At 63.1% G+C, this 21,034-nt stretch carries 16 protein-coding genes and 1 pseudogene; 5 read left to right on the top strand and 12 right to left on the bottom strand.

Features of this window, described 5'->3' with window-relative positions:
- The 3 genes and pseudogenes from SFHG_RS10795 to SFHG_RS07125 all read left to right on the top strand — a co-directional run.
- Positions 1-328, top strand: a pseudogene (locus tag SFHG_RS10795) (hypothetical protein); the annotation flags it as partial.
- 413 nt (positions 329-741) lie between these two features.
- The gene (locus tag SFHG_RS07130; RefSeq protein ID WP_042435689.1) at positions 742-2,514 is read left to right on the top strand and encodes a hypothetical protein; all 1,773 of its coding nucleotides are present in this window, start codon (positions 742-744) and stop codon (positions 2,512-2,514) included.
- A gap of 285 nt (positions 2,515-2,799) precedes the next feature.
- Positions 2,800-4,884, top strand: a complete 2,085-nt coding sequence (locus SFHG_RS07125) for a DUF4012 domain-containing protein (protein ID WP_042435687.1) — start codon at positions 2,800-2,802, stop codon at positions 4,882-4,884.
- A 70-nt stretch (positions 4,885-4,954) separates the two neighbouring features.
- On the opposite strand, the gene SFHG_RS07120 is transcribed toward SFHG_RS07125, so the two are convergent.
- From SFHG_RS07120 to nhaA, 9 genes are all read right to left on the bottom strand, one after another.
- Positions 4,955-5,722 (bottom strand): histidine phosphatase family protein, encoded by a 768-nt coding sequence (locus SFHG_RS07120; RefSeq protein WP_202898145.1) that lies wholly within the window; start codon positions 5,720-5,722, stop codon positions 4,955-4,957.
- Between the two features lie 81 nt (positions 5,723-5,803).
- Positions 5,804-6,568, bottom strand: coding sequence for an amino acid ABC transporter ATP-binding protein (locus SFHG_RS07115; protein WP_042435685.1), 765 nt, complete (start codon positions 6,566-6,568; stop codon positions 5,804-5,806).
- A complete protein-coding gene (locus SFHG_RS07110; RefSeq protein WP_042435683.1) occupies positions 6,561-7,214 on the bottom strand; it encodes an amino acid ABC transporter permease in 654 nt (217 codons plus the stop codon). The genes SFHG_RS07115 and SFHG_RS07110 overlap by 8 nt, the downstream gene beginning before the upstream one ends.
- A 221-nt stretch (positions 7,215-7,435) precedes the next feature.
- Positions 7,436-8,269: a transporter substrate-binding domain-containing protein gene (locus tag SFHG_RS07105; RefSeq protein WP_042436175.1), complete on the bottom strand. Its 834-nt coding sequence runs from the start codon at positions 8,267-8,269 to the stop codon at positions 7,436-7,438.
- A gap of 151 nt (positions 8,270-8,420) precedes the next feature.
- Complete coding sequence (locus SFHG_RS07100; RefSeq protein WP_042435680.1) at positions 8,421-9,824, bottom strand: MFS transporter; 1,404 nt, start codon at positions 9,822-9,824, stop codon at positions 8,421-8,423.
- A 26-nt stretch (positions 9,825-9,850) separates the two neighbouring features.
- Entirely contained in the window at positions 9,851-10,408 is a 558-nt protein-coding gene (gene pth, locus SFHG_RS07095; RefSeq protein ID WP_042435677.1) for an aminoacyl-tRNA hydrolase, read from the bottom strand.
- Between the two features lie 170 nt (positions 10,409-10,578).
- Positions 10,579-11,556: a ribose-phosphate diphosphokinase gene (locus tag SFHG_RS07090; protein WP_181859389.1), complete on the bottom strand. Its 978-nt coding sequence runs from the start codon at positions 11,554-11,556 to the stop codon at positions 10,579-10,581.
- Positions 11,557-11,708: 152 nt separating this feature from the next.
- Positions 11,709-13,094, bottom strand: coding sequence for a bifunctional UDP-N-acetylglucosamine diphosphorylase/glucosamine-1-phosphate N-acetyltransferase GlmU (gene glmU / locus SFHG_RS07085; RefSeq protein ID WP_042435674.1), 1,386 nt, complete (start codon positions 13,092-13,094; stop codon positions 11,709-11,711).
- A 242-nt stretch (positions 13,095-13,336) separates the two neighbouring features.
- The gene (gene nhaA / locus SFHG_RS07080; RefSeq protein ID WP_042435671.1) at positions 13,337-14,836 is read right to left on the bottom strand and encodes a Na+/H+ antiporter NhaA; all 1,500 of its coding nucleotides are present in this window, start codon (positions 14,834-14,836) and stop codon (positions 13,337-13,339) included.
- Between the two features lie 405 nt (positions 14,837-15,241).
- Here nhaA and hpf point away from each other — a divergent pair, with 405 nt between their 5' ends.
- Positions 15,242-15,799, top strand: coding sequence for a ribosome hibernation-promoting factor, HPF/YfiA family (hpf, locus tag SFHG_RS07075; protein WP_042435669.1), 558 nt, complete (start codon positions 15,242-15,244; stop codon positions 15,797-15,799).
- Between the two features lie 458 nt (positions 15,800-16,257).
- On the opposite strand, the gene SFHG_RS07070 is transcribed toward hpf, so the two are convergent.
- From SFHG_RS07070 to SFHG_RS07060, 3 genes are all read right to left on the bottom strand, one after another.
- Positions 16,258-16,476: an acyl carrier protein gene (locus tag SFHG_RS07070; RefSeq protein WP_042435666.1), complete on the bottom strand. Its 219-nt coding sequence runs from the start codon at positions 16,474-16,476 to the stop codon at positions 16,258-16,260.
- 246 nt (positions 16,477-16,722) lie between these two features.
- Positions 16,723-18,117, bottom strand: coding sequence for a bifunctional folylpolyglutamate synthase/dihydrofolate synthase (locus tag SFHG_RS07065; protein WP_042435664.1), 1,395 nt, complete (start codon positions 18,115-18,117; stop codon positions 16,723-16,725).
- A 344-nt stretch (positions 18,118-18,461) separates the two neighbouring features.
- Positions 18,462-19,076: a uracil-DNA glycosylase gene (locus SFHG_RS07060; protein ID WP_042435662.1), complete on the bottom strand. Its 615-nt coding sequence runs from the start codon at positions 19,074-19,076 to the stop codon at positions 18,462-18,464.
- Positions 19,077-19,904: 828 nt separating this feature from the next.
- Here SFHG_RS07060 and SFHG_RS07050 point away from each other — a divergent pair.
- Positions 19,905-20,765 carry a TIGR02452 family protein gene (locus tag SFHG_RS07050; protein ID WP_042435658.1) on the top strand — a complete coding sequence of 287 codons (861 nt, stop codon included), beginning with the start codon at positions 19,905-19,907 and terminating at the stop codon, positions 20,763-20,765.
- Positions 20,766-21,034 lie beyond the last annotated feature (269 nt).

Genomic DNA, 21,034 nt, shown 5'->3' with positions numbered 1-21,034 from the left:
CTCGCTGGTCACCCGCGGCGAGCGCGGCGGCCGCGGCGGCAAGGGCCGCTTCGACCGCAAGGGCCGCAACGACCGTGGCGGCCGCTTCGACCGCGACAACCGCAACGATCGCGGCGGCAACAAGGGCGGCCATCGCGGCAAGGGCGGCGCCGGCCGCAACGGCGAGTGGCTCTCCGACGAGGAGTTCCGTTCCCGCCGCAACGCCAAGAACGCCCAGGCTCGTCTGCACAAGAAGGAGCGCAAGGCCCAGAACGGCAACCCGCACAAGGCCAACAACAAGAAGCGCGGCGGCGAGGGCGGTTACGACTATAGCCGCTTCTCCAAGTAGCATCGCGAAAGCCGTGCGATAAGAACGAAAGCGGTCGCTGAGCTGCCTCAAGCCATAAGCGTCGACGACGACCGCCAACGCGAAGCCAACGCCCCGGAACCATTCCGGGGCGTTTTTCGTTTTGCGGTCTGCAGCGCGTACGGCAGACGGAACCCAGCGCGCCAGACAAGCGCCGTCTCGGTCTTAAGCCCGCCGTAGCCGCGACGACCGGGCCGGGCAAAATTCCAACGAACAAGCCACCAAGCCGTATCGTGGACAAAAGACCGAACCTTGCCCGCCCGCGGCGCCTGGCAACCCATCGCCGCCCAGGATCGAAAGTTCGCCAACGTGCACAAAGCTCTCCCAGACAGCGCGTTCATCTCGTATGATATGAAGCGACGCTCCATCACGTAGACGAACGCCAAGGAGAAGCTATGGCAACGCCCGACAAGCCCTCGCAAAGCTCATCGAACGGTTCTAAGAACGGCAGCGGCGATAATACCGTGGCGTTCATCGTCATCGCCGCGATCGTCGTCCTTGCGGTGCAATACTTCCTCACGGGAACGAACTTCGCCTTAGATATCTGGGAGGAATTCACCGCTCCCGAGCTCTCCAATGCCGAGATCGCCGAATTCGAGGAGACCCTCAATCAAATCGACCAGAACGCCGCCACGTACGCATCGGGTGGATTTCAAACCGAAGAAGATGCCAAAAACGCCATAGCAGCACAAAAGTCCTACGCGAAGGAGCTTGAGGCGCAAGGGGTCGTATCCTCTTACACCGCCGACGACAACAGCGTGTACTTCAAGTTCGAGAACGGCCTGTCATATCTCTACATAGCCGCGCCCGAGGGAACCGATGCCTTGAGCACCGATTCCGAAGCCACCGTCAGCTCGGTGGAGACCACGGGACGAACCGATTCGCTCGCGGCGATCAGCACCATCACCAGCGCGTTTTCCTCAGCTTCCTCGAAATGGTCCGCCTCCACGGCGAAAACCCCGAGCAACATCACGCTTGCCGGGCTTAAAGAGCTCGGCGGCAAACAGCAGCTGCTTATCTGGGCCGGCCACGGCGGGTACAACCGCAAGACCGGCAGTGTCCTTGACACCGGGATTGATTCCGACCTAAGCGACAAATCCCAGCTCATCGAGATTAAGAACGACCGCGCCACGATCGTCAACGTTGCTGGGGATCCCGACAGCCACCTTGCGATCACGCCCGGCTTCGTCAAGCGCTACGTGCGCGGCATGGGCGGGTCGGTCGTGTACCTGTGCGCCTGCAGCACGGGAGAGGATAGCCAGCTGGCCGACGCGTTCCTGGACAACGGCGCAACGGCCGTCTTCGGCAACACCGGGTCGATCTCGCACGTCTACAACGTCGCCATGCTCCAGGGCGTGCTGACCACGTTTTTGACCCCCGACGAGAACGGCAACTACCCCACGCTGTCGAAAAGCCTGAGCACGGCGAAGAGAACCATCGGGAACGATTCCGCCGAATATCTTGAGCGCGTGGGCGCGGACGCCAACTTCATCGAATCGCAGCGCAACGTCAAGGTGAAGCTGTTCGGCGGAACCGAGGCCGGAGACCTCAAGGTGCAGGCAGACTCGGCGAGCAAGGGCAAAACCCAGGACAAACCCGCCGAAAGCAGCACGAGTTCCGGCTCGACAAGCAGCTCGAACAACTCGAGCACGGGCAAGGAGACCGAGTCCAAGTCGAGCGAGTCATCCGGCGGCAGCTCCGCCAACAGCGGTTTGCCCGCAACTGAGAGCAAGCCGAGCGAATCCACCGGCGGCAGCTCCGCTAACAGCGGGTCGAGCGCTTCCAGCAGCGGGCAGACGGCGCCCATGCCCGAGACCACGCTGACGAACAACATGATCGTGGGCCTTTGGAGCCCCGACCCGAACGCCCAGGAGCCCCGTTATATCGACTTCCTTGCAAAGGGCGATCTGGTGACCTACGACTATTACTCGCTCATCGACTCGCGCGCCCTTGGCAGGCCCCAGCCTTCCGGGCCCGTGAAGTTCGAATTCTGCAACGGCGTCGTCGACATGATGCTGAACCAGGGAAGATGCTCCTGCCTGACGAGGGACTCGAGCGGGGTGTACATCTCATTCTACATCGACGAGATGGCCAACGACGTCATCTATGACCAGGAGACCGGAACGGCGTGGCACCGCGTCATCCCGCACGTCATTGAGAACCACTGATAAACAGGACGCACATAGCGCGCAAAATGGCCCGGGGCCTATTCCCAGGCTTTTTGCGTTCGCTGATCGTTTCCCGTCTGACACTTGGGGACGTAGCGTTATGCGTCCGAAACCCGCATGCTTGGCGAACGCTCGTATATAGCGCAAAAGCCGTCGTTGATGACAGGTCCATCGGCAGATGGCTTCCCGATAAGCCCGTCATCTGGGCTTCGCGTGCATATGTCCCCCGCCGACACTGCGCGTGATACACTTTCCCCTTGTAGTTACAGGCAAGTCAGGAGTGTTATGCAGAACAACGGAAAGCATTCGCGCCCGGACCAGGCATATGGGCAACAGGCCAACCGTCCCGCCAACATGGGCCGGCAAGCACCGGCGCGCCCGCAACAGCCATACGGCCAGCAAGCATATCAGCGCCCCCCGTATCAGCAGCCGCGCTACGCCCAGCAACCTGGGCAGCAGCCGCCGCAAAACGGGTACGGCAACCCATACGGAAGGCAGGATTTCAACTTCCAGCCTCTTCCGAGCAATCACGAGCACGACGGCATGATCCGCGTGAAGAAGAAGCGCCGCAAGAAGCACACCAAGCTGATCGTCTGCATCGTCGTCATCGCGTGCCTGTTGGTGGGCGCGTGCGGCTACGGCGCGGCGCTGGCGCTGTCCGCAAAGGACGTGAAATCCCAGGCCGAGACCGCGCTTTCCAACGTCAACGGCATCCAAACCGCCATCGCCGGGCAGGACTTCGCAACGGCGGCGAAGAACGCCTCCAACCTGCAGTCTTCGGCACAGGCCATGAACGAGGAGCTCTCCTCCCCCGTTTGGGACGTGGCCGCCATGCTGCCCGTCGTAGGCAGCGACGTGAAGGGCGTGCAGGCCATCGCCTCCGCACTGGCCGACGCATCCGACAACGCCATCGTGCCGCTGACCAGCAGCCTGTCCACCACGCCGCCATCCGCCTGCATCGATGCCGACGGCAAGCTGAACATCGCCGCCATCACCACGCTGCTCGGCGCCATCCAAAACGGCGCCCCGGCCATGCAGCGCTGCACCGACGAGCTATCCTCGCTTCCCGCCTTCCATATCGAGAAGCTGCAGAAGCTGGTGGGGCCCGCCCAGGAGAAGATCACGGGCATCAACGACGTCTTCCAGGAGGCGAACACCTTCGCGCCCATCATCGGCTCCATGCTCGGCGCGAACGGCAACCGCACGTACCTGCTGGCCGCGCAGAACACCGCCGAGATCCGCGCCTCGGGCGGCTTCCCCGGCTCCATGGGCACCGTCTCCATCGACAACGGCGCCATCGAGCTGGGCGATTTCACCAAGGTCTACGACATGATGGCCGAGGAAACGCCCGCGCAGTGCGCCATCACCGACGAGGAGAACGCGCTGTTCTATCCCTGGTACACGCAGTATTCCTGGGATAACAGCTTCAACCCCGACTACCCGCGCGTCGCCGGCATTTGGGCGGCCGCCTATCAGGAGAAGACCGAGCAGTCCGTCGACGGCGTCATCTCCATCACCCCGACCATGGTCCAGGACCTGCTGGCCGCCACGGGCGATAGCTTCACGCTGTCCGACGGCACCACCATCGATGGCACGAACGCCACGAAGGTGCTGCAGCACGACCTGTACTGGAAGTACCTGTCCAGCGGCTCGAACATGTCCGAGGGCAACGACCTGTGCGATGCCCTGTTCGCCGAGGCCGCGGAATACGCGTTCGATTCGGCTTTGGAGAACATGAACGCATCCTCGCTCATGAAGCTGGTCTCCACCATGATGGGCGGCCTTGAGGATCGCCGCGTCATGATCTGGCTGGCCAACGCCACCGAGCAGAGCTACATCGAGGATATGGGCTATTCGGGCTCCATGACCGCCGCATCGCAACAGGAGCCCACCCTTGGCGTGTTCGTCAACTTCTGGGCAGGCAGCAAGCTTGGCTGGTGGCTGGGCATGGACACCCAGGTCTCCAGCCCCGTCACGGGCAACGACGGGTCCCGCACCTATCACGTGACCACCACGCTGACGAACTTCATGACCGCGCAGGAAGCGAAGCAAGGCGGCGGCTACATCGTCTCGGACAACGACAAGAGCCTGGGCGATGCCGACCCGTTCATCTACTTCTACGCTCCTGCAGGCGGCACGATCTCCGACGTGACGGCATCGAACGGCGCCACGCTCGGCAAGGCAACCTATCAGGGTCTTGACGTCACCTTCACCTGCCAGGTGGGCGACTTCTCGGTGCTGCCCAAGCCGAACAACCCGCTGCCCGTGGAGTCCACCGTGACCTACAGCTACACGGTCACCCTGCCGGCAGGCGTCGAGGGCAACCTGCAGCTGGCAACTACACCGACGCTGACGAAGTACCACCAGTAAACGACAACGCGGCTCACACGCCATGAGAAAGGCCCGGGGACACATCCCCGGGCCTTTTGCGTTCGCTTGTTTACATGCGGAACCCGAAGGGGATAGCGTTGGCTTCCGGCGGCATCTCGCCCAGCCAGCGGGTAGATGCCGTTTCTCCTAACGTGAAAGTTTCGCCGTCGTACGTCACCTGGGTGACGCTGGCGTTCTTGATCTTGAGCGGGTCGTTAACGCGCGAAGGATCCAGCAGATACATGACCGATCGCACCACGAACGAATGCGTGACCACCAGCACGTTGCCGCCGCCCGCGGCAAGCGCCTGCTTGCCCGCTTCGCTGAAGAAGCTTTCCAGGCGCGCCTTCACCTGGTCGAAGCGCTCCGCGCGCCCGGTGTCGTCCTGGTCGGCCAGCACCTCGGCCACCTGAGGCAGGCGCCGGTTCAGCTCATCGAAGGACAGATCCTCGCCGAAGCCGCGGGTGAGCGCCGCGTGCAGCTCGGCCCCCGGCCCCGCTTCAAGGTTGCCATAGCACCATTCGCGAAGGCGCGGGTCGGGAACGTGAATGAACGGCAGTTCGGCCTGCGGGTTCTCCTTGGCCCTGGCAGCGAGCACCGCATTGAGCGTTTGCACGGCACGACCGGCATCGCTGCAGTAGGCCTGCGCGAACGGGACCTCCGCCAGGCCGCGGCCCAGCAAGCGGGCCACGCGGATGCCCTCATCGGTGAGCTGCGAATCGCACCAGCCCTGCACGCGGCTTGCGACGTTGTAGACCGTCTGCCCATGCCGCGTGATGTAGAACGTCACCGTGCCGTCACCCGAGGTCAACGACGCCTGAGGATCTTTCTCTTCCAAGCTTCCGCCTTTCCCATGCAAAAGCGCCCGGATGTCCGGGCGCTTTCCCCTGCAGCGCATTGCACGCCGCAAACCGTTTCGTTAATCCCCGTAGTTCGCCAAGAACAGCTTCGTGCGCTCCTGTTGCGGGTTGTTGATCACCTGCTCGGCAGGGCCCTCCTCCACGATGTAGCCGCCGTCCATGAAGATGATGTGGTCGGCGACGTCGCGGGCGAAGCTCATCTCGTGCGTGACGATGACCATGGTCATATGCTCGTCGGCAAGGTCGCGGATAACCTTGAGCACACCTTTGGTGAGCTCGGGGTCAAGGGCGCTGGTGGGCTCGTCGAAGAACAGCACGTCAGGGTTCAGGGCCAGGGCGCGCGCGATGGCCACGCGCTGCTGCTGGCCGCCGGAGAGCTCGCAAGGAACCATGTTCTCCTTGCCCTCCAGGCCCATTTTCGCCAATAGCTCGTGCGCCTGGGCCATGACCTGGTCCTTCGGGCGCTTCTGCACGGATAGCGGCGCGTCGGTGATGTTCTTCAGCACCGTGTAGTGCGGGAACAGGTTGAAGTTCTGGAACACCAGGCCGAAGCGCGTTTTCGCCTGCGAGAGCACGGCCTTGCCGCCGTACACAGAACCGGAACCGTTGTCGGTCGCCACGGCAAGGTCGCCGTAGGACAGACTGCCACCGTCAAGGGTTTCAAGCAGCGTCATGCAACGCAGAAGCGTGGATTTGCCGCCACCGGAAGGGCCGATGATGGCGACGACCTGGCCCTGCTCCACCGACAGGGAGATATCTTTGAGCACCTCGGTTTTGCCGAAGCTCTTACGTGCGTGCGAAAGGGAAACAAGGGGGTTAGTCATGATAGTAGTTCATCCTTTTCTCGACGCGGTTGAGCACCATGACCACCACGAAGTTGAACACCCAGTAGATCAGGCCGGCGATGACGTAGGGCATCATGCTGGTTTGAGCGGCTGCGATGGCCTTGGCCTGCGTGAACATCTCCATGATGCCGAGCACGAACGCCAGCGACGTGTCCTTGACCAGCGTGATGACCTCATTACCCATGGCGGGAAGGATGCGCTTGAACACCTGCGGCAGGATGATCTTCATGAAGGTCTGCGTGCGCGTGTAGCCGAGCACCTCGGCGGCCTCGTACTGGCCGCGCGGGATGGACTGGATGCCGCTGCGGTAGATCTCGCCGAAGTAGGCAGCGTAGTTCAGGATGAAGCCGATGCAGCACGCGAAGTACTTCCAATCCGGGCCCATTGAGGCGCCGAACAGGTAAAACGGACCGAACATCCACATCATCAGCTGCAGCATAAGCGGCGTGCCGCGCATGACCGATATATAGAACTGCACCAAAAGCGACAGCGGCTTGAACTTGCTCATGCGGCCAAGCGCCACCAGCACGCCGAGGGGCAACGCGCCCACAAGCGTGATCACGAAGATGATGGCGGTGAACTGCAGGCCGGAGAGCAGCAGCCCCATCATGGTTCCGAATTCCATTGGTCTCCTTCCAAGAGAAACGCTCTTGTCTTAACACGCCGAATGCCAACCTTCGCAGGTTGGCGGGGTACATCAGCCGGAAGGCCGGGGATGCTTCCCCAGCCCACCATGCACGTGAACGCCGTTGGATTCGCGTCGCATCGTGCATAGGGGCAAGGGTTCGCATCTCCGGCCCTAATAGGATACGCTATCAAGCTGCTTGCCGGGGGCAAGCGGGGGCATTACTTGCCGAGCACCCAGTTGTCGTAGCTGATGCCATAGCTTGCGTACTTCTCGCACAGCTCCTTGACGGTGCCGTCGGCGTCGAGCTGCTTCAGGGTCTCGGTGACCTTCTGGGCCAGCTCGGTGTCACCCTTCTTGAAGCCCACGGCGTAGTGCTCGGTGGACAGCGGGGTGGACAGCTGCACGTACTTGTCGGGGTTCGCAGCGATCTGGTACTGCGCGATGGACAGGTCGCAGGCGACGGCGTCGATCATGCCGGAGTCAAGCTGCATGAAGGCATTGTTGTAGTCGCCGATGGTCTGAGCGGCACCGCCCTTGAAGGTGGCGGCAACCTCGGCCTGGTCGCCCTCGAGCACGTCAAGTGCGGCGGAGTCGACCTGGGTCATGACGGTCTTGCCGGACAGGCCCGCGAAATCGGAGATGTCGCTGCCGGCCTTCACGACGATGACCTGCTCATTGAGCATGTAGGGATCGGAGAAGGTGTAGCCATCCTCGCGGCCCTCCATGGTGAAGCCGTTCCAGATGCAGTTGATGTTGCCCTGGGCCAGCAGCGCGTCCTTGGCATCCCAGTCGATGGCGGACAGCTTCAGCTCCCAGCCGTTCTTGTCGCACACGGCCTGAGCCAGATCCAGGTCGAAGCCGGTGAACTTGCCGTCGTCGCCGACGAAGCCGTACGGCGGATAGCTTTGGTCGAAGCCGACCGTCAGGGTTTCCTTGCCGTCAGCGGAGTCGCCGCCGGTCTTGTCGCCAGAGCCCGAGCAACCCGCCAGCAGGGCGCCGGACAGGGCCAACGTGGCAACGCATGCCACCAGGCCGAGGAGCTTCTTCTTCATGTTCCCTTCCCTTCCGCGCATGCCCGCGGGCATGGCTGCTTGGTTCCTTAGCAATCACTTTATCACAGTAGAGTGCTGAAGTGAAGTATACCAGACGTGCGGGAACGTGCAACCGCTGGCGCGAAAACGGCCGCGAACGGCACAAGATGCGCTAACGAACCTTCCACGCGATGGTTACGAGCAAGCACAGCGACAGCACCGCCGAGAAGCCGAACGCCAAGTGGTACGGCAGCGCCGCAAGCGCATCCGGAGCAGATCGCAGGCCGTCGGCCAACCCGCCACGGGACGCGATCCCCTGCCCCGCCGAGATCGCCAGCACCATGGCCGACGTGCCGAAGCTGGCGCAGGCCTGGCGCACCGCGATAGACAGCGAGCTGCCGTGCGGCACGAGCGGCCGCGGCAGGTCCGCCAGGCTCCACTGGGTAAGCGGCCCGATGAGCAGCGACACGCCGCATGCGCGCACGCCTTGGAACACGACCGCCTGCCACAACGGCGAGGCGGCGTCCAAAAAGCACATGGGAACGGCACCGGCTGAGAGCATAAGCCCGCCCACCAGGCAAACCCGTCGCGCGCCCAAGCGATCGGTCAACACGCCGCCGAGCGGGTTGAGCACGAGCGCGGCAACGGTACCCGGCAGCAGCACCATGCCCGCCTGAAGCGCCGTGCCGCCGCACAGGCCTTCCACGTAAAGAGGCACTACCAGCGTGACGCCCATGAAGGAGGCAAACAGCAGGTTCTGCGCCCCGAAACCGGCGTTGAATCGGCACGAGCGGAACACGCCCAGGTCGATGAGCGGGTTGCCCGAACGTTTTTGGCGCACGATGAACGCCGCGCACAGAGCTACGCCCACGGCAAGCGGGCCCCATACATAGGGGCTGATCAGCGCGAAGGACGATGCGTTGCTGAAGCCCAGCAGCACGCCTCCCAGGCCCAGGGTGGACAAGGAAAGCGAGACCGCGTCCAGGCGGGCAGCAGCATCATGCGGCTTCGTGGGCTTCACCAGCACCAGGGCGCACAGCGTCAACACGCAGGTCAGAGCCGCCAGAAGAACGAAGAAGCTGCGCCAGCCCCATGCCGATGCCATAGCGCCGCCCACGGTGGGCCCGATATTGGGCGCGAAGCCCATGGCCACCCCCGCGATGCCCATGGCCGTGGCCTGACGGCCCGGAGGGAAGCTGACCATGGCGATGGTGGTCATGAACGGCAAAAGGATACCTGTGGAAACCGCCTGCAGGATGCGCCCGGCCAGCAGCACCCAGAAGCCGGGCGCAGCCAGGCACATGAGCGAACCCGCAAGGGAAAGCCCCAGACCGAGAAGCAGATGCTGCCTTGCGCTGAAGCGTTTGGAAATCCACGTGACAGCGGGCACGGCAACCCCGAGCATGAGCATATAGCCGGTGCTCAACCACTGGCCAAGCTCCACGGTGACGCCCATATCCGCCACAATACCCATCATCATGGCGTTCACGGCGGTTTGCGACAGGTTACCGCACGCCGCGGTGAGGACCACGAGCGCGAACAACGAATACGCAGCGCGTTTATCGGTTGCAGGCAAAAGGCCCTCCTTTCGCACGGCGCTCGTTAGTTGAAGCGTTGCTGGGTTTTCTCCAGACCATCCGTGACCAGGCCCAGGGCGGCCTGGCTTGCCAGGTGCGTGGCCTGGGTGAAATCGTCAGCCTGCTCCTTCTTCGGACGGCCCAGCACCCAATCGACCACCGGCATGCGTCCCGGCGGGCGGCCGATGCCGCAGCGCACGCGGAACCAGTCGCGCGTGCCCAGCTTGTCGCAGATGCTGCGAAGCCCGTTATGACCGGCATGGCCGCCGCCGAACTTCACGCGGATGGTACCCGGGTCGATATCCAGCTCGTCATGGATGACGATCAGGTGATCGGCCTTCACGCCATATGCGTTCATCAGCTGCTTCACCGGTCCGCCCGACGTGTTCATATAGCTTTGCGGCTTTGCCAGCACCACATCGTGGTCGCGCCACACGCCCTTGGCCGTGAGCGCGCCGCACTCGGTCTTCCAATAGCGCGCGCCCACTTCTTCCGCCACCAAATCAAGCGAATCGAAGCCGGCGTTGTGACGCGTGTGCTCATATTCCTCGCCTGGATTTCCCAAGCCAACGATTAGAAACATAGGTCCTTCCAAATCACCGATGCGCAACAGTTAGAAAGGGGCGCTTCTGCGCCGCGCTTTCGCCCAAAACCGAACACAGGGTTCGCCCTGGTTTCGGCATACGGCGAAGGCAAGCTGCAGAAGCGCCCGCTGTGTCGTATCTGCTACCGGCAACGCGCCGGCGGATACAGCTACTCGAAGAGAGAGGCGACGGAGCCGTTGTTGTACACGTTCTTGATGGTCTGCGCAAACAGCGGGGCCAGCGTGACAACCTTGATCTTGCCGGTCTGGCGCTCGAGCGGCACGGGCACGGCGTTGGTGACCACGACCTCTTCGATGCAGGAGTTCTCAAGTCGCTCGTAGGCAGGGCCGCTGAACAGGCCGTGCGTTGCGCAGGCGTAGATCTTCTTTGCGCCCTTTGCCTTGAGCGTGGTGGCTGCGGCCACCAGGCTGCCGGCGGTATCGATCATGTCGTCGTTGAGGATGCAGATCTTGTCCTTCACGTCGCCGATCAGGGCCGTGATCTCGGCCTGGTTGTGCTTCGGGCGGTCCTTGTGCATGATGGCGATGTCGCAATCAAGCAGCGTGGAGAACTTCTTGGCGGCCTTTGCACGGCCCACGTCGGGAGACACCACGCACAGCTCCTCGGACTTGAAGCCCTTCTGCTCGAAGTAGTCCACGAAGATGGGCATGGCCGTCATATGGTTGACCGGCTTGTCGAAGAAGCCCTGGATGGCGTCCTGGTGCAGGTCGATGGCGATGATGTTGTCGGCACCGGCGGCGGTGAGCAGGTCGGCTACCAGCTTGGCGGTGATGGGCTCGCGCGGAGCGGCCTTGCGGTCCTGGCGCGCGTAACCGTAATGCGTGATGACGGCACTGACGCTGTGCGCGCTGGCGCGCTTAGCGGCGTCGATCATGATGAGCAGCTCCATGAGGTTGTCGTTGACGTCGAAGCCGTTGGGGCTCGAGCACACGGACTGCACGATGAACACATCGGCGCCGCGAACGCTTTCCTGGTAGCGAGCGTAGATTTCGCCGTTGGCGAACTTCTCCAGCTTCACATTGCCCAGGGAGATGCCCAGCTCCTGTGCGATCTCATCGGCCAGCTTCAGGTTCGAGGAACCCGAAAACACTGCCATCCTCTTACGCTTTTCCATTTCCGCAGTCATGCGCGTGCTCCTTCGCATCGCTTCGCAGTTGTTCATACGGAAGTCATTTTACCTGGCGGAAAAGGAAAAGGCCAGCTGGCACGCGAACCCTCTATGAGGACTTCACGGCCAGCCGGCCCTGCGGATTGCGAAAGGCTTATGGCAGACGCGGTTTACTTGCCTTCAGCGGCCTGGCGGGCGCGTTTCTTGGCCGCCCAGCCGGGGATCTCCTTCTGCTCGGGGCGCGTGAGCGCGAGCGCGTCGGGCGCCACCTCCTTGGTGATGCACGACGCCGCGCCGATGATGGCGCCGTCGCCGATGGTCACGGGGGCCACCATCATGGTGTCGCTGCCCACGAACACGTTGTCGCCGATGGTGGTGGGCCACTTCTTCTTGCCATCGTAGTTGCAGGTGATGGAGCCGGCGCCGATGTTGACGCCCTCGCCCATGGTGGTGTCGCCGATGTAGCTGAGGTGCGGGACCTTGCTGCCGCGGCCGATGGTGGACTTCTTGATCTCCACGTGCGTGCCGGCCTTCGCGCCCTCGCACAGGTGCGTGCCCGGGCGCAGGTAGGCGCGCGGGCCGGCGGTTGCGGCGTCGTCGAGCTGAGCCTCGATGGCCACCGTCTCCTCAATGACGCAGCCGCGGCCGACCTTCGTATCGGTCAGGCGCGTGTTCGGGCCGATGACGCTATCCTCGCCGATCTCGGTGGCGCCCATGAGCATGACCTGGGGAAGCAGCTCGACGTCCTGGGCGATCTTCACGTCCGGGCCGATCCACACCTGGTCGGGATCGACCATGGTGACGCCGGCGGCCATATGCTCGTGATTGATGCGGCGTTGCATGACCTTGGTGACCTGGGCCAGCTGGATGCGGGAGTTGACGCCCAGGCACTCGGCGGCGTCGTCGGTGGCAAGCGCCAGCACGGGGCGGCCGGCGTTGCGGCAGATCTCGAGCACGTCGGTGAGGTAGAACTCGCCCTGGGCGTTGTTATTGCTGACCTGGGCCAACGCGTCGAACAAGGCGCGGGCGTCGAAGCAGTAGAAGCCGGAGTTGCACTCGTTGACCGCCGCCTCCTCGGGCGTGGCGTCCTTCTGCTCGACGATGCGCTCCACCTGGCCGTCGGCGTCGCGGATGATGCGACCGTAGCCAGTGGGATCGTCCAGCTTCATGGTGAGCACCACCACGGCGGCGTTGTTCTCGTCGCGCACCTGTGCCAGGCGGGCGATGGTCTCGGGCTTGATGAGCGGGCAATCGCCGGTGAGCACCGACAGGGAACCGTCGAAGCCGGCGAAGGCGTCGGCGCAGGCAAGCACCGCGCCCGCCGTGCCGTTCTGCACTTCCTGCACCACGACCTGCGTGTCGCCCTCGACCAGCGGGATAACCTGCTCGCGGGCATGGCCGACCACCGTTGCCACCTGGGTGACGCCGGCGGCGTGGGCGGCATCGACCACCCAGCGCACGAGCGGCTTGCCCAAAACCTCGTGTGCCACCTTGGGCTTTTTGGACTTCATGCGGGTACCCGCGCCCGCAGCCAAAACGATAGCGGCAGCTTCCATGCGATCCTCCTTGGTCGAAAACGCGAGCGCCGCGAATGCGCAGCGCCCGCGGGCGCGCCCGAGGCCTTTGCCGGCGGGGCGCCATAGGCCGATGCGCACATGAGCACATCGACGTTGCAAGCGATTGAACTGCCGAAAAGTATACCGCAACGATTCCCCCGCGCGCCGCGCCTGCGCAGCTTGCGCACACAGCGGCGGCGGCCCCGTCGCAAACGGCGGCGTTCAAGCAGCGAACGCAGCTCCTACGCTACGCCGCGCGGGTCGAGCTCCTCGTCCTCCTCCAGGTCGTGCAGCATCTCACGGCCCTCGAGCGCGGCCTCGCGCGCCGCGGTGGGCAGCGCCTCAAGCTCCTCGTCGGCGCTCTCGGCGGCCGGGTCCACGAATGCCACGCCCTGCCTCTGAGCGCCGCGCGCCTGCACCAGCAGGAAGGTGAAGCCCAGCACGCCAGCCGCAAGCGATGCCAGCAGGATGCCCAGCTTCGCCGTTGCCACCAACACCGCATCGGCGAAGGCCAAGTTCGCCACGAAGATGGCCATGGTGAAGCCGACGCCGCCCAGGATGGACGCGCCCAGCATATGCTGCCAGTTGACGTTCTCGGGCAGGCTGGCCAGCTTGAGCTTCACCACCAAAAAGCTCATGAGCATGATGCCGAGCGGCTTGCCCACCAGAAGACCGAAGAAGATGCCGAAGAACACCGGGGAGGCGAACAGCGACCCCACATCCATGCCGGCGAAGCTCACATCGGCGTTGGTCAGGGCGAACAGAGGCAGGATGCCGAAATACACCCACGGGTACAGCTTGTGCTCCAGGCGCGTTGCCGGCGGCACCACCTGGCGCGCCACATGCGACAGGTGCCGGACGGTTTCCATATAGCGACCCTGCGCCAGCACAGGCTCCTCGGGATCGAAGGCGCGGTTCGCTTCTCGGACCTTAGAATCGGACCAGGTGGCGAAGGTGCGCAGGTTCACGCGCGAACCGGACGGGATGGCGAACGCCAGCAGCACGCCGGCGATGGTGGAGTGCACGCCGGACATATATACGCAGTACCACAGCAAGGCGCCCACCAGCATATACGGAAGCAGCGAGTACACATGTCCCCTGTTCATGGCAACCAGCACGGCGAGCACCACGCCCGCAGCCAACAACCAGGCCAGCGACGGGCTTTGACCGTAGAAGATGGCGATGACCAGGATGGCTATGATGTCGTCGGCGACGGCGAGCGTGGAAAGGAACACGCGCACGCCGGCCGGCACGCGGTTGCCCAGAAGCGCCAGGATGCCTAACGCGAACGCGATGTCGGTTGCCGTGGGCACGCCCCAGCCGCCCACGGTTTGCGGGTCGGCGGCGTTGAACACCAGGTAGATGGCGATAGGCGCCAAAACGCCGCCGACGGCCGCCATGATGGGCAGCAGCGCCTGGCGGATGTTCGTCAGCTCGCCCACCGTGAGCTCGTATTTCACTTCCAAGCCCACCAAAAGGAAGAACACTGCCATGAACACGTCGTTGATCACGTGCGCAAGCGACATCTCGACGACGGATTCTCCGAAGAAGACGCCCACGTGCGAATGCCAGAACTCCAGGAACGGCTCGTGCGCGGCGGTGTTTGCCACTATGAGCGCCGCCACGGCGGCAAGCAGCATGGCACCGGCGGCCTTCGTGGACGAATGCGTCAGCTGGATGAGCTTCTGGTAGCGATGCTGGTGGCCCTGCACCTCTTTGATATAGATACGGCTGTCGGTCATGTCCTGCCTAACTTGCGGGAAGCGCCTAAGCCGCCCGCGAAACGAAGCTTGCTCTTTCATGAGGCCCGTTTTATGGCGAAAACGAGCCGGCGGGGATTCGGAACGCCCCCTGTCGCCCTTCGCGATAGGCGCCTTGCGGGCCGTCCTCGCGGATTCGGCACAGTCTATCATGGCGGCGTTGCGACACGCCCGGGAACGTGGCGTTGACGTTTTCAAATCGTTTACGAACGAACCCGAAAATACCGGGAATTCGCCGATTAAATCAACGTAAAGTGCGCTATGCTGTACCTACAGATTCGACGGAAGGGGATAACCTGCCACCCATATTGAAAGAACTTTTTACGGTTCTGAGCAGGAAAAACACCGTCGGTCTTTTTTGTCCGCCGCGAAGAAGAGGTGATTGACATGAGCATTACCGTCACCGGACGCAAAATGCCTGTAACCGATGCGCTGCGCGAGTACGCCGAAGACAAAATCGGCAATTCCATGAAGGTCATGGACATCAATCCGCTGGATGCCGAAGTCGTGCTGCATGTGGAGAAGAACCCCGCCAACGCCACCCCTGCCATCTGCGAGGTCACGCTGCGCACCAAGGGCCACATCGTACGCGTGGAGGAGTCCGAAGAGGACATGTACGCCGCCATCGACGTTGCGGCAGCCAAGGTCCTTCGCCAGCTTCGCAAATTCAAGACCCGCGTGCTCGACCGTAAGCCGCGCGAGGCTGCAGTCGCCCCTGTCGGCGAGTTCGATCCCGAAAGCCTGATGGCCGAGTTCACCGCCGACGAGGAAGTCGTGCGCGTGAAGGAGATCGAGTTCGCGCCGCTGACCGAGGAAGAGGCCCTGGTGCAGATCGACCTGCTGGGTCACGACTTCTTCGCTTACACCGACCGCGACACGAACCTGGTCAACGTGCTGTATCGCCGCGACGACGGCGGTTACGGCCTGCTGAAGCAGACGGAGTAGCGCGAACGCACCGCATCTGCGCGGTGATCGCCAGTGCGGGACATACGCATTTTGCAAGGGGGCGGCCTTTGGGTCGCCCCCTTTTCGTACGCGGCATGCTTGCGAGCGGGATGCGCGGCTGCAAGCAAGGCGCATGGTGCTCGAGCAAGCTCGAGTGCCGACTGCGCGGGTCAGCACGAATAGGGCGCGGGCGAATTCGAGCTTTCTCGCACATGGGTGCGAAGGTCGCATCGGGGCCTTCGCGCCCATAAGAGGCGAAGGCGACTCGCACGCTCCGCTGCCCGCTTCCCCGTTATCAGCTTGAAGGCAACAAGCAACGGGAAAAGCGAGAACCGGCCCCGGGCGATTCCGGGCCGGTCCTCAACATCCGACTTAAAAGTCGGCTTCGGTTATCGCGCTTTTGTTTGTGCAGTCGAGCGCGCTAGCCGAGGGCTAACGTGCTCGATAAGCTTTGCGGCTTACAGGGAGTCGATGTACTCGACCAGCTCGCCGACGGTCTTCAGGCCCTCGGGCTCGCCGAAGTCCACGTCGCACTTCTCCTCTAGGTCGCAAATCAGCTCGACCATGTCCAGGGAGTCGATGCCCAGAGAGTCGAACGTGGAGTCGTCGCTGACGGTTTCAGGATTGATGTCCAGGTTCTCTTCCAGGACTTCCTTAACGGTGTCGATGGTAGCCATGATGGCGGTCCTTTCTCAAACATTGCAACGCTCGTATGGTAGCACACGCCGCGCCGCGCGCCCGGTTTTACCCCGCGTCCCACACGTACGAACCATACGCGTTACGCGGGTGAACCATGCGGGCGGCGGGAGGCCGAGGTGCGGGCAAATCTATGAGTAACCCCTACCCCTAATGTGGACCCCGCAGCACGAACGCTCGAATCGGCTCCCGCGCGAAACCTGACAGCAGGGGGGCGAAAGCAGGCGCTATTCGCCTGCGAGCAGGCCCGCTTCTCGCAAGGCCCGTTTGGTTTGCGCGATGCTGTACAGGCTGCCGAACGCGCAGATGATGCCGTCGGGGCCGGCAAGTTCGCCGGCATTGCGGGCCGCTTCGGCATAGGTTTGCGCTGCGCAAATTGGCAGGTTTGCGCCGATCGCGGGCGATTCTGCGGCTATTCGGACGGCTTCTGAGGCGTATTCTGCGGCAGGCAGCGCTCGGGGATTGTCGGGAGTCACGGCAACGAACGCGGCGGCGTGAAGCAACACCGTGCGCAGCATGGCGGGATGGTCCTTGTCGGCCATGACGCCCGAGAGAAGCACAGCTTTTCGGCCGGCGAACACATCCGCCAGCGAATCGGCAAGCGCCTGGGCGCCCTGCGGATTGTGACCGCCGTCGATGACCACCGTAGGTTTACCCGGCACGTGCGGCAGCACCTCGAAACGGCCGGCCCAGCGCGTGGCGGCAACGCCGCGTTCGATGGCGGATTGCGGGATATCCCAGCCGCGACGCTGAAGCGCGAACACTGTTTCCAAGGCCAATGCGGCGTTTTGCGGCTGATAGCTGCCCAGCAATGTGGTTTCGTAAGCGTTGCCCTTGTAGGTGAAGGGACGGATAATCGCAGGCTTGCCGGGTTCGATCTGCTCGGGGTCAAGGTGACGGACAGGCGCGATGTCCAGTTCACCGAAATCAGGCTGCACAACCGTGCAGCCTGCCGCACGCGCCGCCGCTTCCACGGCTTCGGCGGCGTCGGGCTCCTGCGGCCACGACACCACCGAGCTTCCCGGCTTGATGATGCCAGCCTTCTCAGCAGCGATCTTGCCGATGGTGTCGCCGAGCAGATCGGTATGGTCAAGGCCGATGCGCGTGATGACGGCAACGTCTGGTGCCGCAATGACATTGGTGGAGTCCAGGCGGCCGCCAAGGCCGACTTCCAGCACCGCAACTTGGCATCCCACCTGGGCGAAATACAGGAGCGCCACCGCCGTCATAAGCTCGAACTCCGTTGGGTGGTCACCGGTTTCCACCGACATCTGCTCGGCATGCTCGCGCACCTGCAGCGTGACACGCGCAAGATCGGGCATGCCGATGTTCTTGCCGTCTACGCGGATGCGCTCCTCGAAGCGTTCGATGAACGGGCTGGAGAACCAGCCCACGCGGTAGCCAGCGGCCTGCAGCACGTTGGCGATATAGGCGCACGTGCTGCCCTTCCCGTTCGTGCCCGCAACATGCACAATGTGCAGGCTGTTTTGGGGGTCGCCCAGGCGCCCAAGCAGCTCGCGGATGCGATCAAGACCCAAACGCGACGCCTGCCACCGGGGAGCGTTGATATAAGCGATAGGATCGAAGTCTTGCGGGGGGTTTTGCGGGGGTGTTTGAGGCATACGGGATTCACCTTGCTCGAAAGTCCATTGTTCGTTAGCAGGTTAGCACGGGATGACAACCCAAGCCCCAGCATGCGCAGGTTCTCCAAGCCGTTGAGCGATTGACTGCAACGGCCAGACACTTGGGGACGTAGGCCTATCTGTCATAAATCGCTCGCAACATGCGTGATCGGCGCGTCCCAAACGATAACCCGACCCGAAGCTCATGCCTTTGAGCCCGGGTAAACCAGCCAAGCTGCGTTTACCCTCTACGACTTGCGCACCTATCCGGCCCCCCCGATTCCGGCCCCTTCTGTTCTCGCCGACCCCTCAAGCGCTTTTGCTGGCCTTCTCCCCTGTTGCGGCTACTGACCGTTTTGCTGCCCTGCCGCTTTCGCCGCTTTTGCTTTTTGCTCATCTAGTTGATGCAGCAGCTGACCTAGGGTTACGAAGTCGTTTTCCAGGGCTTCGCGCTTTGCGCCGTCGTAAAGCGCGGCGGCGGGGTGAAAGATGGGAAAGACGAGGAACTTGCCCGCTCGCTGCACGCGACCGTGCAAGCGCGTGATGCCCACTTGCGTCTTCAGGACGAACTGTGTGGAGAACTTCCCAAGCGTGACCAGGACCTCCGGGTCGATGGTGCGCGTTTGCTCACGAAGAAACGGCGTGCAGGTTTGGATTTCCTCGGGTCGCGGGTCGCGGTTTCCGGGAGGGCGACACTTCAGCACATTGGCGATGAACACGTCCTCGCGGCGCAAACCGGCGCACCCGAGCAGCTCGTTGAGGTAATGCCCGGCGGCGCCGACGAACGGCTCGCCCTGCAGATCCTCGTTTTTACCCGGCGCCTCGCCGATGAACATCACACGTGCGTGCGGGTTGCCGACGCCGAACACCGTTTGCGTGCGGCCATCGCATAGCGGGCAGCGGCGGCACGATTCCACCTGCACGCGCAGCTCATCGAGCGGGATATGCGGTTTCGGCATGGTGTGCCCCTTTCCGTACGCTGGATTCCGTGCGCTGCACGGCGATGTCTGCTGCGCGGCTGGCGGGTTTGCGAACCGGAAGCCGGGAGGTTTGCGAACCGCGCAAGCCGAGGATGCGCTCGCGATGCAACAGGCAAAGCCAGGGAGCTCAACCGGGCATCCAGACCAGTATCCGCACAACATCGACAACGTTTTCCTTGGTCAACAGCCTAGCACAACAACGGCAAGCTCGCGGCGAACGAAGCGATGCTTGCGAATCCGCAAGAGATGACTGCCGTATCCGCAAATGGCGATCGGCAAGATCCGCAGAGGCGACTTTCCGAGCCCGAAAGAGGCAAGCGCAACTTCTGGGCGGTTTTGAAGGCTAACGTGGGTTTTTGCCAATTTGCGACCTGGGCCTTTGCTGCGCGCAATCAAGATTACGCCCGCGAAACCACCCAGAACTCCATGGGCCATGTCAAAATCAGGTCCCAAAAGCTGCAAAACCGCCCAGAACTTGGGAGAGTCGCGCACGAACGTGCCATAAAACGACCAGCACTAGGAAGGAGTCGCGCACGGACGTGCCGCAAACCGCCCAGAACTTGGGAGAGTCGCACACGAACGTGCCGCCAAACGACCAGCACTAGGGAGGAGTCGCGTAAACAAAGCGCGCAACCGTGCCGTTAACCGTCCAGAGCAAGCAAACCCCATTACCGTTCCCGTGCCGCCCGCGGGCAGTGGGGCGCCGTTGCTAACGGTTGCGTTAAATCGCGGAAACATCGGGCTGCGGCGGGCTTGCCAGCTGCTACGATGAACGATAAGTCGAATCATCTTCCTTAAGGAGAGACCATGCCTACACGCGATGAGAGAAAAGCCGCCGCCGCAAACAACCTCGCGCTGATGCGCGGGGCGTTTTCCAAGGATACCCAGGAAACCATCGACGCCGCGATCATCTACGAAGATGGCGAGGGGCGCGAGCTTGAGCTGCCCGAAGTCGAGGAAGACGCGGCAACTACCACCAGCGTGACCAGCGATTTTACCGTGAAAGCGGTGCATAGCGCGAAGGGCAAGACCGTGGTCGTGGACCCGTGCTCGTTCATGCGCCCGGGCGGCGCGTACGAGGACGGCGCGTTCGGGCCCGAGCAGATCCTGTGTTCGGAGAGCAACCTGTACCCGGTTTTGTGCGGCTGCAAAAGCACGTATCATGCCGCCAACCGTGGGTTTGCGTCCGGCCAGCTTTACACCGACCGCGCGCTGTACCTGCCCCAGGTGACGTTCGTCCACGACGGCGACATCCGCCGCGCCGACGTGCTCGCCATCCCCGAGCCCAACCGCACCCATGCGTTGGAGAACCACCGCTCCGAGCGCGAGGTCGAGACGGCGTTGCGCGCCCGCGTGGAGGCGCTGTTGCGCATCGCCGCAGCTAACGGGGCCGAAACGCTGATCGTAGGCGCGTTTGGCGCCGGCCCGCAGGGTTTCGATCCCGAGGTGGTCATCGAGCTGTTCCGTTCCTGGATCGCCGCACACCCCGGGGCCATCGGCCACATCATGTTCGCCGTGCCGCGCGCCGTCTTCGCCCCCTTCGAGGATGCGTTCGGCGAAGAGTGCGAACCCGAGCCCGTTGTCGCTGCACCCGCCGAAGTCGAAGAGGACGACGAGGACGATTTCGACCCTAACGACCTGCCCGAGGGCATTACGTTCCGTTCCTAGCGCATCTGCGCCTGAAGTGAGGCGAACCTGGCGAAAAGCCAGGGCGCACGCGAGACGAATCGGCGGGGCGCCCGGCGCGGAACCTAAATAGCGAAGAATGTATCTAGGGCGAAGCAAAGTTGGCGAAATCAGCGCGGCACGCGCAAAGCAGAACCCACGCCGCAGAATGGTGATCGGTCGCGCACGCAAGTCAGAATCAGCAGCGGCACGCCCGGCGCAGGGTGCAAGCGCCGGGTACAACGCAGACGAAGCAAAGTAAAGCATCAAGA

The sequence above is a fragment of the Senegalimassilia anaerobia JC110 genome (assembly GCF_000236865.1).
Lineage (GTDB): Bacteria > Actinomycetota > Coriobacteriia > Coriobacteriales > Eggerthellaceae > Senegalimassilia > Senegalimassilia anaerobia.
This window is presented reverse-complemented; position numbering and strand designations above follow the sequence as displayed.